Origin of the sequence: Solimonas terrae (genome assembly GCF_011067135.1) — a bacterium.
Classification (GTDB): domain Bacteria; phylum Pseudomonadota; class Gammaproteobacteria; order Nevskiales; family Nevskiaceae; genus Solimonas; species Solimonas terrae.
In genome coordinates this window covers 109,386-124,664 of record NZ_JAAMOW010000010.1, presented here as the reverse complement: position 1 = coordinate 124,664, position 15,279 = coordinate 109,386, and the positions used below count along the sequence as shown (strand labels likewise).

13 protein-coding genes are annotated in these 15,279 nt (G+C 66.1%); 8 read left to right on the top strand and 5 right to left on the bottom strand.

Annotated features, from left to right (window positions below):
• Positions 1 to 31: 31 nt before the first annotated feature.
• On the bottom strand, positions 32 to 319 hold the full coding sequence (gatC, locus tag G7Y85_RS18305; RefSeq protein WP_166260886.1) for an Asp-tRNA(Asn)/Glu-tRNA(Gln) amidotransferase subunit GatC: 288 nt from the start codon (positions 317 to 319) through the stop codon (positions 32 to 34).
• Positions 320 to 544: 225 nt separating this feature from the next.
• Here gatC and G7Y85_RS18300 point away from each other — a divergent pair, with 225 nt between their 5' ends.
• The 8 genes from G7Y85_RS18300 to G7Y85_RS18265 all read left to right on the top strand — a co-directional run bounded on the left by G7Y85_RS18300 (position 545) and on the right by G7Y85_RS18265 (position 9,681).
• Positions 545 to 1,582, top strand: coding sequence for a rod shape-determining protein (locus tag G7Y85_RS18300; RefSeq protein WP_166260883.1), 1,038 nt, complete (start codon positions 545 to 547; stop codon positions 1,580 to 1,582).
• 210 nt (positions 1,583 to 1,792) lie between these two features.
• A complete protein-coding gene (gene mreC / locus G7Y85_RS18295) occupies positions 1,793 to 2,866 on the top strand; it encodes a rod shape-determining protein MreC (protein ID WP_166260880.1) in 1,074 nt (357 codons plus the stop codon).
• Complete coding sequence (gene mreD / locus G7Y85_RS18290) at positions 2,863 to 3,357, top strand: rod shape-determining protein MreD (RefSeq protein WP_166260877.1); 495 nt, start codon at positions 2,863 to 2,865, stop codon at positions 3,355 to 3,357. Before mreC ends, mreD begins: the two co-directional genes overlap by 4 nt.
• Positions 3,357 to 5,357: a penicillin-binding protein 2 gene (gene mrdA / locus G7Y85_RS18285; protein WP_166260874.1), complete on the top strand. Its 2,001-nt coding sequence runs from the start codon at positions 3,357 to 3,359 to the stop codon at positions 5,355 to 5,357. Before mreD ends, mrdA begins: the two co-directional genes overlap by 1 nt.
• Entirely contained in the window at positions 5,347 to 6,492 is a 1,146-nt protein-coding gene (gene rodA, locus G7Y85_RS18280; protein WP_166260871.1) for a rod shape-determining protein RodA, read from the top strand. Before mrdA ends, rodA begins: the two co-directional genes overlap by 11 nt.
• The gene (locus tag G7Y85_RS18275) at positions 6,492 to 7,511 is read left to right on the top strand and encodes a lytic murein transglycosylase (RefSeq protein WP_166260868.1); all 1,020 of its coding nucleotides are present in this window, start codon (positions 6,492 to 6,494) and stop codon (positions 7,509 to 7,511) included. Before rodA ends, G7Y85_RS18275 begins: the two co-directional genes overlap by 1 nt.
• On the top strand, positions 7,508 to 8,458 hold the full coding sequence (locus G7Y85_RS18270; RefSeq protein WP_166260865.1) for a septal ring lytic transglycosylase RlpA family protein: 951 nt from the start codon (positions 7,508 to 7,510) through the stop codon (positions 8,456 to 8,458). The genes G7Y85_RS18275 and G7Y85_RS18270 overlap by 4 nt, the downstream gene beginning before the upstream one ends.
• A gap of 74 nt (positions 8,459 to 8,532) precedes the next feature.
• Entirely contained in the window at positions 8,533 to 9,681 is a 1,149-nt protein-coding gene (locus G7Y85_RS18265; RefSeq protein WP_166260862.1) for a D-alanyl-D-alanine carboxypeptidase family protein, read from the top strand.
• A gap of 192 nt (positions 9,682 to 9,873) precedes the next feature.
• Here the strand turns inward: G7Y85_RS18265 and G7Y85_RS18260 are convergent, their stop codons facing one another.
• From G7Y85_RS18260 to G7Y85_RS18245, 4 genes are all read right to left on the bottom strand, one after another.
• Positions 9,874 to 12,444 (bottom strand): TonB-dependent receptor, encoded by a 2,571-nt coding sequence (locus G7Y85_RS18260; protein ID WP_166260859.1) that lies wholly within the window; start codon positions 12,442 to 12,444, stop codon positions 9,874 to 9,876.
• Positions 12,445 to 12,558: 114 nt separating this feature from the next.
• A complete protein-coding gene (locus tag G7Y85_RS18255; protein ID WP_166260856.1) occupies positions 12,559 to 13,074 on the bottom strand; it encodes a RidA family protein in 516 nt (171 codons plus the stop codon).
• A gap of 2 nt (positions 13,075 to 13,076) precedes the next feature.
• Positions 13,077 to 13,502: a c-type cytochrome gene (locus G7Y85_RS18250; protein ID WP_166260853.1), complete on the bottom strand. Its 426-nt coding sequence runs from the start codon at positions 13,500 to 13,502 to the stop codon at positions 13,077 to 13,079.
• A gap of 11 nt (positions 13,503 to 13,513) precedes the next feature.
• Entirely contained in the window at positions 13,514 to 15,115 is a 1,602-nt protein-coding gene (locus tag G7Y85_RS18245) for a flavin monoamine oxidase family protein (RefSeq protein ID WP_241696267.1), read from the bottom strand.
• Positions 15,116 to 15,279 lie beyond the last annotated feature (164 nt).

The window sequence follows — 15,279 nt, the reverse complement described above, 5'->3', positions numbered from 1 at the left end:
GGCCGCCGCAAGCCGCGAACGGCCGTCGGGCTTATTCGATGACTTTGGGCACCAGATAGACGCCCTCGTCGACCTCCGGCGCGATCGCCTGGAAGGCCTCGCGGCGGTCGGACTCGGTGACCGCGTCCGGACGCAGGCGCTGGTGCATGGCCAGCGGATGCGCCATCGGCGTCACGCCTTGCGTGTCGGCGTTCGACAGCTGGTCCACCAGCTGCATGATGTTCGACAGCTGCTCGGCATAGGGGCCGATCCGGTCGGCCGGCAATTCGAGGCGCGCCAGATGCGCGACCTGCTTGATATTTTCTGGACTCAGACTCATCGCTTGCGGCGTTTCCGACGTGGTGGGCATGGCCGACGGGCCAAGCTGAAAAGGCCATTCCCGCAGCCTTGCGGCGCCGGGAATCGTTTATGATGTGCGGATGCACAATTCTACTGGAATGTGAGAATGTGCACCGCCGCCATCGCAGCGGCAAATCGCGTTCCCGAGGCCAGAAGGCCAACGGGATAAAACCAGAATTCAGTCATACCGAGCAGGCCACCCGAGATGTTCGACGCCGTACGCCGTTTGTTTGTCAACGACCTGTCCATCGATCTGGGCACGGCCAATACCCTCGTCTACGTGCGCGACGAAGGCATCGTCCTCAATGAACCGTCCGTGGTCGCGATCCGCATGGACGCGCGCGGCGCCAAGAAAGTCGAGGCCGTCGGCATCGAGGCCAAGCAGATGCTCGGCCGCACGCCGACCAACATCAGCACGGTGCGCCCGCTGCGTGACGGCGTGATTGCCGACTACACCGTCACGGAGAAGATGCTGCAGCACTTCATCCGCAAGGTGCAGAAGGGCCGGATGACCCGGCCGATGACCCGCGTCGTGGTCTGCGTGCCCTACGGCTCGACGCAGGTCGAGCGCCGCGCCATCCGCGAATCGGTCGAAAACGCCGGCGCGCGCAAGGTCTGGGTCATCGAAGAACCGATCGCCGCGGCGCTGGGCGCCGGCATCCCGATCGGCGAGGCGCGCGGCTCGATGGTGGTCGACATCGGCGGCGGCACCTCGGAAGTGGCGGTGATCTCGCTGAACGGCATCGTCTACGCCGAGTCGGTCCGCATCGGCGGCGACAAGTTCGATGAAAGCATCGTCTCCTACGTGCGCCGCCAGTACAACATGCTGATCGGCGAGGCCACCGCCGAGCGCATCAAGATCCAGATCGGCACCGCCTTCCCGGGCCACGAAGTGCAGGAAATCGACGTCGTCGGCCGCCATCTGGCCGCCGGCGTGCCGCGCAACTTCACGATGAACTCGAACGAGATCCTCGACGCGCTGCAGGAGCCGCTGTCGGGCATCGTCAAGGCGGTCAAGCAGGCGCTCGAGCGCACGCCGCCGGAGCTCGGCTCGGACGTCGCCGAACGCGGCATCGTGCTGACCGGCGGTGGCGCCCTGCTGCGCGACCTCGACAAGCTGATCTCCGAGGAAACCGGCCTGCCGGTGATCATCGCCGACGATCCGCTGACCTGCGTGGCGCGCGGCGGCGGCATGGTGCTCGACATGCTCGATCGGCAGTCGGACTTCTACTCCCTCGACTGATCGCAGCGACTGGCCTGCTGCGCGCGCCGATCTCGCGCCTGTGATGCTCGCCGTACTCATGTACGGCTGCGCTTCTCGGTGCGACCTCGGCGCTGCTCACAACGGCCATTCGCCGCGATCCGCCAGACAGTAACGGACGCATTGCCGATACAGGCTTGCGCCTCTATGCTTTCGGCCACTTATTAAGCAGCCCTGCCCGACGGCACGCCATTGAATTCGCTGCACGATTCCTATCACCGACCGCTGTTTCCGCGCGGGCCCGGGCTCGGCCTGCGGACGCTGCTGCTGATCGCCGTCTCGCTGACCCTGATATTCAACGACATGCGTGGCGACAGCCTGAAAGCCGCGCGCGCCTGGACCGCGTGGTCGCTGACGCCGGTGATCTGGCTGGCGTCGCTGCCGGTCCGCTTCGTCGACATGGCGCGCGGCATCGACACCAGCAGTCACATCGAACAGCAGAACGCAGAGCTCAAGCAGCAGCAGTTCGTGCTGTCGGCGCGCCTGTCGAAGATGGACGCGCTGGAGGCGGAGAACCGGCGCCTGCGCGAACTGCTGGCCTCTTCGGCGCAGCTCACCGATCAGGTGCTGGTGGCCGAGATCATCGCCGTCAATCAGGACCCGTACCGTCACCAGATCACGCTCAATCGCGGCTCCCGCGACGGCATCTACCGTGGCCAGGCCCTGGTCGATGCGTACGGGGTCATGGGTCAGGTCATCGATGTCGCACCGAATACCTGCAAGGCGCTGCTGGTAACCGACCCCGATCACGGCATTCCGGTCGAGATCAACCGCACCGGCCTGCAGACGATCGCCGTCGGTCTTGGCGACGAACGCGGCCTGCGCCTGCCGTTCCTGCCCAGCAACGCCGACATCAAGAACGGCGACCTGCTGGTGTCCTCTTCGCTGGGCGGCCGCTTCCCGGCCGGCTATCCGGTCGGCAAGGTCTACGACGTCAAACCGGTTGCCGGCGAGCACTTCATGGAAGCCTACGCCTATCCGGCGGCGCGCCTGAATCAGGGCCGCCAGGCGCTGCTGGTCTGGAATCGCGGCGTCGAATCCGACGCCGACGCCGCGGTCGCCGCCGAAACCGCCGCCGATCAGGACCAGCCGCAGGCTGCCAGACCGGCTCCCGTCGCCACCGGCAAGCCGCCCGCGGCCAGCAAGCCCGAACCGGCGAAACCGGCGGCTGCCCCGGCCGCAACGCCGGCCAGGACACCAGCCAGAACGCCGCATGAGTCGGCGCCGACGCCGGCGACACCCGCTGTCGGCAAACCGAAGCCATGAGCCGGCCCAGCCCTCAGGCCGTGTGGCTTGCGTTCCTGCTGAGCCTGCTCAGCGGGCTGGTCCTGCAGATGATCGAACTGCCGGATTCGCTGTCTGCCGCCCGGCCGCTGTGGATGCCCTTGATGCTCGCCTACTGGGCGCTGCGCGAACCGCAGCTGCCGGCCCTGCTGCCGGCGTTCGTCGTCGGCCTGATGCTCGATGTGCTGTACGCCTCGCCGCTCGGCCAGCATGCACTCGGACTGGTCGTCGTCGTCTATCTGGTCGTGCGATTGCGCAGTTTCTTCATCATCTTCCCGCTCTGGCAGGCGACCGTCGCGCTGATTCCGGCCTGGGTGTTGTACTGCTTCCTGATGTTCTGGATCGACGGCGCCACCCAGCACGAGGCCGAGCCCTGGCTGCGCTGGCTGCCGGCGATTTCGACGACGCTGTTCTGGCCGCTGCTGTGGAGCGTGATGGAACTGATCCGCCAGCCCGGCGGAGATGAGGACTGATGGCGCTGTTCGGCCGGCATCGTCGCGATGCGCTCAAGAACATCCACGCCGAACGTGATGCGTTCCTGCGCCGCGCCGGCATCGCCGTGCTGTTCTGTGCGGCCGGTGTGGTGCTGCTGATCGTGCGCCTGTCGGACCTGCAGATCGTCGAGCACGATCACTACCAGACCCGCGCCGATGAAAACCGCATGCGCGTGGTGCCGGTCGCGCCGGTGCGCGGCCTGATCTACGACCGCAACGGCACCCTGCTGGCCCAGAACCAGCCGGCCTTCGTGCTGGAAGTGACGCCGGAACAGATCGGCAATCACGAGGCGATGGACGCGCTGCTGGCGCGGCTGTCGCATGTCGTGACGCTGACCGATGCCGACATCGCACGCTTCAAGGATCGCGTCCGCAAATCGCCGCGCTACCGCGGCGTACCCTTGCGCTCCAACCTGACGATGGAGGAGGTCGCCCGCTACGAGGTCGACCGTCACCAGTTTCCGGGCGTCGACATCAACGCCGGCCTGACCCGCAACTACCCGCTCGGTGCGTCCGCCTCGCATCTGGTCGGCTATGTCGGCGGCATCAGCGAGGAAGAGCTGCGCGCCGCCAACGAAAGCGAATTTCTCGGCCTGACGCAGATCGGCAAGACCGGCGTCGAGAAAAGCGAGGAAGACCTGCTGCGCGGAGAGCCCGGCGCCAAGATCATCGAAGCCAATGCCTACGGCCGGCCGCTGCGCGAACTCGACTACCAGCGTGGCTACCCGGGTCGCAATCTGTATCTGTCGATCGACACCAAGGTGCAGCTGGTTGCCGAAGAAGCGATGGGCAATTTCCAGGGCTCGGTGGTCGCGCTCGATCCGCGCAATGGCGAGATCATCGCCATGGTCAGCGAGCCGGGCTTCGATCCGCAGGCCTTCGTCAGCGGCATCGACAACCAGACCTATCAGGCGCTGCTCAACGATCCGTCGCGGCCGCTGTTCAATCGCTCCTTGCAGGGTCTGTATCCGCCGGGTTCGACCGTGAAGCCGGCGATGGCGCTGGCCGGCCTCGAATACGGTGTCGTGACGCCGGAGCACACCGAATACTGTCGCGGTGAAATGACCCTGCCCGGCTCCTCCCGCAAGTATCACTGCTGGAAGCGCACCGGCCACGGCCCGGTCGACATGGCCGAAGGCGTGAAGCGCTCCTGCGACATCTATTTCTACAATCTGGCGATGAATCTCGGCATCGACCGCATGTACGAAGCGATGACCGGCTTCGGGCTCGGCCACGCCACCGGCGTCGATCTGCCGCTGGAGAAGGACGGGCTTTACCCGTCGCGCGAATGGAAGCGCAAGACGCGGCACGAGAACTGGTATCCGGGCGAGACCCTGAACGTCGGCATCGGCCAGGGCTATGTGCTGGTAACGCCGATGCAGCTCGCGCAAATGGTCGCGCGCATCGCCATGCGCGGCGGCGGGTTCAAACCGCATGTCCTGCACGCCACCGAAGACCCGATCACGCGCAAGGTCACCGCTGTCGAGCCGCAGGCCCTGCCGAAGATCAAGCTCAAGGACGAGAACGACTGGTCGACGGTGATCGCGGCGATGGAATCGGTCGCGCAGGAACAGGGCGGCACGGCCTGGATGGTGGGCCACGGCGCGCCGTACCGGATCGCCGCCAAGACCGGATCGGCGCAGGTCGCCGGCCTGCGTCAGGACGAGGCAAGGCCGACCGCGCAGGAAGACCTGCCGCTGAAGCTGCGCGATCACGCCCTGTTCATCGCCTTCGCGCCGGCCGATGATCCGAAGATCGCGGTTGCGGTCATCGCCGAACACGGCGGCCACGGCGCCTCGTTCGCCGGCCCGATCGCGCGCCAGGTGATGGACCAGTACCTGCTCGGCTATGTGTTGTACGGTAACGAGAACGCGACCGAGCAGAGCAGCCACGTGACGCCGTCGATGGTGCCGGGGCTGGCCGTGCCCAATCCCGCAAAACCGGCGAGCGCGACGGAGAACGACGACGATGATCGCTGAAATCCTGCACAGCGCAGGCCACAGCCGCAGCAACAAGCCGGAACCGGGCATCGCCGACTGGCTCGAGAGCTGGCACATCGACATCTGGCTGCTGGTGCTGCTGCTCGCGGTCGCTGGCGTCGGCATCTTCATCCAGTACTCGGCGTCCGGGCATTCGATCGACGGCGTCATCAGCCAGACCCAGCGCGTCGTGCTCGGCCTGGTCGTGATGGCGGCGATCGCGCAGGCGCCGCCGGCGATGTATCGCACCGTCACGCCATGGCTGTACGGCTTCACGCTCCTGCTGCTGGTGGCGACTTTGCTGCTCGGCGACGCCGCCAAGGGCGCGACACGCTGGCTCGACTTCGGCGTCATCCGTTTCCAGCCTTCCGAGCTGATGAAGCTGGCGATGCCGACGACGATCGCCGCCTACCTGCACACCCGCCGCCTGCCGCCGAACATCATCACCATCATCGCGACGCTGGCGCTGATCGGCATGCCGGCGGCGCTGATCGCCAAGCAGCCGGATCTCGGCACGGCACTGCTGATCGTCGCCGCCGGCGGCTTCGCGCTGTTTCTCGGCGGTCTGCGCTGGCGCTGGATCATCGGCGCGTTCGCGCTGGCCGGCGCCGCCGCGCCCCTGCTGTGGACGCACATGCAGGACTACCAGCGGCAGCGCATCCTGACCTTGCTCAACCCGGAAAGCGATCCGCTCGGCGCCGGCTATCACATCACGCAGTCGATGATCGCGATCGGCTCCGGCGGCGTGTTCGGCAAGGGCTGGTTGCACGGCACGCAGGCCAAGCTGGATTTCCTGCCGGAAGCGCATACCGACTTCATCTTCGCGGTCTATTCCGAGGAAATGGGCTTCATCGGCGTGATCGTGCTGCTGATCCTGTATCTGGCGATCGTCGGTCGCTGCCTGTGGATCGCGGCACGCGCCCAGGACACCTTCCAGCGCCTGCTCGCCGGCTCGCTGGCGATGACCTTCTTCGTCTACGTGTTCATCAACATCGGCATGGTCATCGGCCTGCTGCCGGTGGTCGGTGTGCCACTGCCGCTCGTGAGTTACGGCGGCACGTCCGCAGTATCGCTGCTGGCCTGCTTCGGCATGCTGATGTCGGTCCACACCCATCGCAAGCTGCTGGCGAACTGATGCGCCGGACCCCATTGATCCCCGCCCTGTGCTGCGCCGTGCTGATCTCGTCGGTGGCGATCGCCGACGGCATCGACTACAGCACCGAACCGCAGGTCCCGGCACTGCTGCAGCGCCTGCGCATCGATGATCACTTTTCCGAAGCGGAACTGCAGCAGGTGACGCTCGCGCTTGCCGACGCCAGACGTCTGCCGCAGCTGATCGTGCAGGAACAGAAGGCGCCGGAACGCACCGAAACCTGGACGCAGTATTCACGGCGCATCGACGACTCGCGCATCCGCGACGGCGTCGCCCTCCTGCATGAGCAGCGCGACGTGCTGGAACGTGCGGAGAACGAGTTCGGCGTGCCGCCGTCGCTGATCCTCGGCATTCTCGGCATCGAGACGCGCTACGGCCGCATCACCGGTGGCGTGCGCGTGCTCGATGCGCTGGCGACCCAGGGTTTCGAGCATCCGACCCGCAACGTGTTCTTCTTCGGCGAGCTCGCCGATTTCTTCGCGCTGTGCCGCGATCGCGGCTTCGACCCGCGCACACCGACCGGCTCCTACGCCGGCGCCATGGGCGATGCGCAGTTCATGCCGAGCAACTACCGCAAGCTCGCGCTCGACTACGACGGCGACGGCAAGACCGACCTCTGGTCGCTGCCCGACGCGATCGGCTCGATCGCCAACTACTTCACGCACTACGCGCCGGACTGGGCGTGGCGACGCGGCGAGCCGATCGCGATTCCGGCGACGCTGACGAACGGTGTGCTGCCGGCCGGCGCCGTCGTCAACTCGCGTGACAATTTCTATCTCGCCGGCGATCTGCGTCGCGCCGGCGTGCAGCCGTCGGTACCGCTGCCGGACGACACGCAACTCGGCATCATCGACCTCGCGCTCGACGACGGCAGCCACGAGTACTGGCTGGCGTTTCCGAATTTCTATTCGGTGATGACCTACAACCCGCGCATCTACTACGCGATGGCGGTGACGCAACTGGCGCAGCGCATCGAAGCTGCCGCGGCGCTGTCGCCATGATGCGCGCGCGCGCGGCGCTGTCCGGCTGCCTCGCGCTGGCGTTGTCGGCCTGTGCAGTCGGCCCGCCGATCCAGTCGACGCCGACGCGCACCGTGCCGGTCGATGGCGGCACGCCCGCACCGCGCAGCGGTACGCGCCCGCGCGTGACGATCACGCAACCCGACATCAGCGACAGCGCCCCGGACCGCGGCGACATTCCTGCCGATGTTGCGAACACGCCGGATGCCGTGCCCAGGGTCGAGCCGCGCAGCGCCTCAGGCAATCCCGAGGAATACGAGGCCTTCGGCACGATCTATCACGTGCTCGACGACACCGCCGGGTTCAAGGAGCGCGGCCGCGCTTCCTGGTACGGCAAGAAATTCCAGGGCCGCAAGACCGCCAGCGGCGAACCCTACGACATGTTCGCAATGACGGCTGCGCACAAGACGCTGCCGATACCCAGCTACGTGCGCGTCACCAACCTGGAAAACGGCAAGACCGCCGTCGTGCGCATCAATGACCGCGGCCCGTTCCATTCCGGCCGCATCATCGATCTGTCGTACGCGGCGGCGGCGCGGCTCGGGGTCATCGCCAACGGCCATGCCGAGGTCGAGATCGTGGCGCTGCAGCCGAATGACGACAGTCAAAGTCTGGCCAGCGCAACGCCGCCGAGTCCACCGCCGGCACCGACCGCGTCCGATGTGCCGCTGCCGTCGACGCCGGCCGTGGTGCCGACACCGACACCGGGACGCTGGCTGCAGGTCGCGGCCTATACCGACCCGATCAACGCACTGGCGATGCGTGACGAATTGCTTCATCGCGGACTCGCCGGCGTCATCGTCAGCGAAAGCCCGGGCGGCCAGCTGCATCGTGTGATGGTCGGCCCGTTCGGCAGCGACAAGGACGCGCAGGACATGCGCCAGCGTCTGCACGACGCCGGCTATCCGGCGTTCTGGGTCAAGAATTGAGTTTTCACCGGCGCCGCCGTCGGCGACGTCCTTTAGAATGACGACTTCTCGCCGTAATCCCCTGAGCTTTGATGATGAAAAATCTGCTGCTGTCCTTCGCCGCTTCCGTTCTCCTGCTGCCCGGTCTCGCCCTCGCTGCGGCCATTCCGGATCCGCCGGCGATCGACGCGAAGTCGTACGCGCTGATGGACTACGACAGCGGCGAACTGATCGCGGCCTCGAATCCCGACGAGAAGGTCGCGCCGGCCAGCATCACCAAGGTGCTGACCACCTACATCGTGTTCGACGAGATCAAGCAGAAGCGCCTGTCGCCGAACGACGACGTGCTGATCAGCGAAAAGGCCTGGCGTCAGGGCATCGACTCCAGCGAATCGCGCATGTTCGTGCGCGTCGGCACGCAGGTGAAGCTGATCGACCTGCTGCGCGGCATCATCATCCAGTCGGGCAACGACGCCACGGTGGCAGTCGCCGAACACGTTGCCGGCAGCGAGTCCGTGTTCGCCGACCTGATGAATCAGTACGCGAAGCGCCTCGGCATGACCAACTCGCACTTCGCCGATGCGTCCGGCCTGCCCGACCCCGAGCACTACACGACGGCGCGCGACCTGACGACGCTCGCGCGCGCGCTGATCCATGATTTTCCGGAGTGGTACAAGATCTTCGCCGAGCGCGAATTCACCTACAACAAGATCCGCCAGCCCAACCGCAACGGCCTGCTCGAGAAAGATCCGAGCGTCGACGGCATCAAGACCGGTCACACCTCGGAAGCCGGCTATTGCCTGCTGAGTTCGGCAGTGCGCGACGGTCATCGCCTGATCGCGGCGGTGATGGGCACCACCAGCTGGGCGGCGCGCGAACAATCGAGCCTGGAACTGCTGAACTACGGTTTCCGCTTCTTCGACACGACCTCGCTGTTCGGCCCCGGCAAGCCGGCGCAGACCGCGCGCGTCTACAAGGGCAATGTCGACGGCATCGCGATCGGCACGCTGGAGCCGGTCGCGCTGTCGCTGCCGCGCGGCAGCGCCGACAAGCTGCAGGTCAGCGCGCAGATCAACTCGCCGATCATCGCACCGCTGAGCAAGGGCCAGGCGCTGGGCACCGCCACCATCGTGCTCGATGGCAAGACCCTTAAGACCGTGCCGCTGGTGGCCATGGACGACGTCCCGCTCGGCGGTTTCTTCCATCGCCTGATCGACACGATCCGCCTCTGGCTCGGCTGGTAGGAAACGCGGCATGGGCTCGCGGCGCCCGGCAGCGCGAGCGCGGCCGGCGCATTCCGGCCAGACCCGGCCGTTCGTCGTCCGGGGCGGCGCCGGCCACTCGCGCGCTGCCGTCGGTCGCATTTGCCTGGCTGCCTCTTCGCCCGGACTGCCGTCGCTGGCGACCGCCACCCGACGTTTCGCAACGGACCTCGCTCAGCGAAAGTCCGCGCTCAGGCCGAGATAGAGCGCGCGCGGAGCGCCGAGGAAATAGGAACCGTGGTTGTCGTTGTCGACGAATTCCGCAGGCGTGATGTAGCCGACGTAACGCTTGTCGAACAGGTTGTAGACCTGCAACTGCAACTGCAGGCTGTCGAGATGCGCGGTCGGTTCGAGCAGTTCGCACGCGGCAGCGACATCGACCGTCGTGTAGGCGGCGACGTGTTCGTCGTTGACCGCTGTCGAATAGCGCCGGCCGGTGTACTTGGCATCGCCCTGCAGTGACCAGCGCCCGTGGCGATAGCGGGCGTTGACCGTCGCCATCAGGTTCGGCGTGTCGGGCACCGTCTTGCCGGCGACCGCCACCAGCGCGGCGCTCTGCGCGCTCTCGTCGTAGCGCAGGTAATTGTCGCGAAACGTCGAGCGATTGAAGGACAGCGTCGCGCCGAGGCGCAGCGCCGGCTGCGGTTTCCACAGACTCGCCAGTTCGAACCCGTAGGTACGCACCGAGCCGACGTTGCGGTAGACCTCGTCGCTGATCGTGTAGGGGTCGGCAACCGTCAGTTCGAGGATCCGGTGGTCGTAGTCGATGTAGTAGAACGACGCCGACGCATTGACGCGGTCGCCCAGCCGGCGGATTCCGAGATCGACGTTGCGCGAGGTTTCCGGCGCCAGTTGCGGCTCGTAGGTCACCGAACCAAGGGCGTTGCGCGGCGCGGCGCTGAAGTTCTCGGCATAGTTGGCAAACAGCTCGTGCGCGATCGTCAGCTTGTAGCTCAGGCCGATCTGCGGCTGGAACAGGTCGCGGTCGACGCGCCGGAGATGTTCGCTGGCATCGCGCTCGAAGGCATCCAGGTTCGGAATGCCGTCGAAGCTGCGGTCGACATGGAGCCCCTTGAAGCCGAGATCGATCAGCAGGCGGTCGTCGAGCCAGCGACTGCCGTCCTTGACGTAGAACTGCACGACATCGGAATCGAAATGTCGATCGTAGTAGTCGACGATGGGCAGATCAGCGGTCTCGATACGGCCCTGATCGTCGACGTTGTACAGCGGCCGGTTCTGCGAAAACCGGTAGCGCTCGTACCAGCCACCGAAATGCACGGTGTGCCGCCGGCCTTCCCAGGTGGCCGCCAGCGTGACGCCGCCGCGATCGCCGCTCAGCGTTTCCAGCCGTTCGGTGATGCCGCTGCCGTCGTAGGGCTCGATGTCGCTGCGACCGGCAACGCCGGTATCGGGATCGGTCGCCAGTGCGTACTGTGCCATCGCCGCCGACGGCGCAACACCCGCGTAGCCGTCGCCGCGCTTGCGCTCGTAGTACGGCAGGGCTTCGAGCAGCCAGCCGTTCGCCGGACTCTGCTCCACACGCAGGCTGAGCAGCTGGTCGACGCGGCTGTTGGTCCAGTAGCGGTAGTACAGCGCGTCCCGTTCCGGATCGCCGGTCGGCGTTTCGAGCAGATCGAAATAGCTGGCAACGTGCCCCTGCGCATCGTAGCTCTGCATGTCATGGTCGTTGCGCTTGCCGTAGCGGTAGCTGAGCGTCGCCCGGCCACTGGCGAAGAGCTGCTGCAGCTTCACCGCCGCGTGCTCGACGCGCATGTCGGCCTTCGCGTTGTCGAACTGCACGGCCCGCGTGCGTGACGCGCTGAACGCGGCGATCGGACCACCGGCCCACCACGCCGGCGTGTCGAGCCGCGCATAGGCGTGCAGCAGCTCGTTGCTGCCCGCGCTCGACTGGGCATGTGCGTTCCATTGCCCGGCGGGATCACCGGTGAAATAGCGGACGGACCCGCCGAGTGCGTGATACGACGGCATCATGACGTCGCCCGAACCCTGGGCGATGGTCACGGTCGACAAATCCTCGGAATCGACGAAGCGACCGGGCGGACTGCCGTCGCGCTGGTCGTAACTGTCGAGCGGCACGCCGTCGAGCGACACGCCCAGCTGTTCGCTGCCAAAGCCGCGCACCCGCACGGAGTTGCCGTACTCGTAGAGACCGAAAGGATCGCTGTTCTGCACGTTGACGCCCGGCAGGTCGTCGAGAAAGGTCTGCACCGGCGCCCCCGGCGCCTTGGCAGCGATGTCGGCCGGCGTGATGGTGTTCGACGCGCGGGTATAGCCGTGACCGATGACGACCACGTCGTCCAGCGCGCCGAGCTCCGCCGGCGGCGTGTCGGCGGCCGCCATGATCACGACCGTGTCGGCACCGACCACCTCGAACAGCAGGGGCGTGCCGTGCAGCAGCTCGGCCAGCGCGACGGCGGCGCTGGCGCGATGGGCGATGCCGGGCGAGGGCAGCTTGTCGATGTTGGCCGCGGCCGTCACGACCTGGATGTGCGTGGCTTCGGAAAAGGCCGTCAGGGCCGTCGCCAGCGACTGCGGCGGGATCGCGAAATCCTGTTCGCGTTCGAAATCGGCATGTGCCGGCGCGCCACACAGCGCCGCACAGGCCAGCAGCAGGGCGCGGCATGCGCCGGCCGTGCGGTGGAGGGATTGCTTGGCTTTGGTGCCGATGATCGTCGTTCCGGAACGCGCTTCCGCGCAGCCCCTGCAGATTGCAGCGTCCCGCACGGCAGCCTTGCGGTTGCTCCGCAGTCCCCCATCATGCAAACAGCACGCCATCGTCGGCGATGCACGCACGAAGGGGCGCCCGTCCCTGCGGGCGCCCCCGTTCATGCATGACGCTCAGGGTCGCGCGGCAATCACTTCGATTTCAACCAGATACTGCGGCCGCACCAGCGCCGCGACCTGCACCGCCGAACGCGCCGGCAGATTGGGCTGATCGGCGGTGCCGAAGAACTGCGTATAGGCCGCCATCAACCCCTCGAAATCGAGCTTGCCGCCCTTCTTCGGATCGCCGGCCATGAACACGGTCATCTTCACGACGTCGCCCATCGTCAGGCCCATGCTCTTGAGATTGGCCTCGATCACGCGCAATGCACCCATGGTCTGCGCCTGCGTGTCGCCGTAGGCCTCCTGCGAATCCTTCGGCGCCTTGTCGTTGACGACCGGCGCCAGCGCGCCCGACAGGAACACGAGGTTCTTGCCGGCCGGCACTTCGACGGCCTTGGCGATCGGAAAATCGCCGGCACCGTAGCGGACGATGTCCTTGGTCGCACCGCTTTCGGCGCCAGCGCCGGTGCAGGCGGCCGTGATCAGCGCGACGCCGAGCCCGGCGACAGACAGCAATTGCTTGAACATGTTCATTCTCCTGAAGCGCCTGAAGGTCCGCGCACGGCTTTGACTTCCGCCGCCGTGACACTGTCGGTGTAGTGGTTGCCGAAATGGCTGCGTACGTAATTGACGACGGCGCTGATCTGCGCGTCGTCCAGCGAGGATGCGAACGACGGCATCGCGCCACCACCGTTGAGCACCATCACCATCGGATACTGCCGGGTGGCGAGCCGTGGGTTGCCGGCCAGCGCCGGATACGTGCCGGCGCCGGTTGCACCCCTGGCATCGGGCATGTGGCAGCCCTGACAGATGCCCTGATACAGGGCCTCGCCGGTTTTTTCCTCGAAGACATAGCCGTGGCTGAAGATCGTCGACGAGGTCAGATCCGAGGCCTGTGCAGCGAGCGAGGTCGAGCCCAGCAGCACGGCCAGCATTACCGCATGAGTTGCTTTCATGTGTGCGCTCCTCAGCCGTTGATGACGCGCTTGTGCAGGCGCGTGATGGCGTCGATCGACGACAGCACCGCCCCTTCCTGCCAGGCCGGAATGTACGAAGCGTGCTCGCCGGCGAGCAGGATGCGGTTGTCGAGCTGGCACAGATTGTCGTAGTGCTGCGCACGACTCTCGTCGGTCCAGTGTCCGGCACAGCCCAGCGTCCACGGCACCCGATGCCAGCCGACGCCGACGCCGTTCTCGAATTCCTGCCGGTACTGCGGATGCACCATCGCGCCGTACTCGTACGCCTTCTTCACGCGCTCGGCAGGCGACAGGGCGGTGAATTCGTAGGCGTTCGGACCGAAGGCGTAGGCGCCGAGCACCACGCCCTTGCCGGCGCTGTGGTAGTCGGTATTGGGATAGCCGATGATGCGGTTCGGCAGATTGGTGTAGCTGATGCCGCCGTAGATGTGTTCGTCCTGTTCCCAGAAGCGACGCTTGAACTGCAGGCCGACCTTGACCGCGGCCTCGTAGGGCACGGCGCGGATCGCCGCCTGCATCTTCGGATTGACGTTGATCTCGATCTGGCTCAGTACCGACAGCGGGATCGTGCACAAGCAGTAATCCGCAGTGGCCGTCTTCGGCGTGCCGCCGGACCGCGAATCGATGTAGGTCGCCGTGACGCCCTTGTCGTCCTGCCGAACTTTCGTGACCTTGGCGTTGAACTGGATCAGGTCGCCGACTTCACGCTGGAAGGCCTCGCCGATGCGCCCCATGCCGCCGATCGGTTCGAACAGCGTGGTCTGGAACTCGTAGCCGTTGCCGGCGCCGATCGACGCCCACAGTTCCGATCTCAGCAGCTGCGAGAAATCGATGATATCTTTCGAGTACACCGGCTTGCCGTTGAGGCCGCCGCCGGGCGGCTTCTCGTAGCCACGCTTGTCGCTGCTCTCCGGCCCGCCGACATAGCGGTAATTCTTGTCGAGCGCGCCCCACTGCTTGAGTGCCGCCAGCAGGATTTCCTGATCTTCCTTGCCGACGTTGGCGTCAAGCTTGTTCTGGCTGGTGACCTTGGACAGCAGTTCGGCGACGTGGCCGGTGAAGTCGGCATTGATCTCGCGAAAGCGCTGCGGCTTGCCGCCGAACGCATTGGTGGAATGCACCATTGCGTTGTAGTTGACCTGCACGAACGGTTCGAGCGCGACGCCGAAACGGCGACAGTAGTCGAGCACACCATGATGGTGATACGGAATGCGCCAAGGGCCGGGGTTCAGATAGAGGCCCTTGTCGAACTCGCACTTCTGGGTGAAGCCGCCCAGCTCGGTGAACGTGTCGCCGCCGCGCAGCGACCAGTTCCGGCCGCCCGCACGATTGTTGTATTCGAGCACCTTGACCTTGTAACCGGCCTTGCGCATCTCGTACGCGGCAACCATGCCGGCCAGGCCGGCCCCGAGAATCAGCACCGAAGCACCCCTGGGGTTGCCTTCGAGTTTGATCGGCCCGTTGTAGTTCGACTCGTGCACCAGCCCCATGCTGGCCATGGCACGGTACGACACAGCACTGCCCGCGACACTGCCGATCAGCATCAGCAGATCGCGTCGACTCATGGCGGACGGCGCGTCCATTCGACTCATGGTTCACTCCCCTCTGAACAGCGGTGGATGGGGCACGCATCGTCAGCAACACATGCCTGTATCTGGAACGTTTGGAATGCTCCGGACGGAAATGCCCGACGCATCGCGGATGGCGGCCGGCTGCATGTCGATCGCGTGCGCGGTTCCGGCGCGCAAAAAAACGG

What these genes read in the sequence shown, in the direction of transcription:
- gatC (WP_166260886.1), bottom strand. Translation starts at nt 319, where the DNA reads ATGAGTCTGAGTCCAGAAAATATCAAGCAGGTCGCGCATCTGGCGCGC.
- G7Y85_RS18300 (WP_166260883.1), top strand. Translation starts at nt 545, where the DNA reads ATGTTCGACGCCGTACGCCGTTTGTTTGTCAACGACCTGTCCATCGAT.
- mreD (WP_166260877.1), top strand. Translation starts at nt 2,863, where the DNA reads ATGAGCCGGCCCAGCCCTCAGGCCGTGTGGCTTGCGTTCCTGCTGAGC.
- mrdA (WP_166260874.1), top strand. Translation starts at nt 3,357, where the DNA reads ATGGCGCTGTTCGGCCGGCATCGTCGCGATGCGCTCAAGAACATCCAC.
- rodA (WP_166260871.1), top strand. Translation starts at nt 5,347, where the DNA reads ATGATCGCTGAAATCCTGCACAGCGCAGGCCACAGCCGCAGCAACAAG.
- G7Y85_RS18275 (WP_166260868.1), top strand. Translation starts at nt 6,492, where the DNA reads ATGCGCCGGACCCCATTGATCCCCGCCCTGTGCTGCGCCGTGCTGATC.
- G7Y85_RS18270 (WP_166260865.1), top strand. Translation starts at nt 7,508, where the DNA reads ATGATGCGCGCGCGCGCGGCGCTGTCCGGCTGCCTCGCGCTGGCGTTG.
- G7Y85_RS18265 (WP_166260862.1), top strand. Translation starts at nt 8,533, where the DNA reads ATGAAAAATCTGCTGCTGTCCTTCGCCGCTTCCGTTCTCCTGCTGCCC.
- G7Y85_RS18255 (WP_166260856.1), bottom strand. Translation starts at nt 13,074, where the DNA reads ATGTTCAAGCAATTGCTGTCTGTCGCCGGGCTCGGCGTCGCGCTGATC.
- G7Y85_RS18250 (WP_166260853.1), bottom strand. Translation starts at nt 13,502, where the DNA reads ATGAAAGCAACTCATGCGGTAATGCTGGCCGTGCTGCTGGGCTCGACC.
- G7Y85_RS18245 (WP_241696267.1), bottom strand. Translation starts at nt 15,115, where the DNA reads ATGAGTCGAATGGACGCGCCGTCCGCCATGAGTCGACGCGATCTGCTG.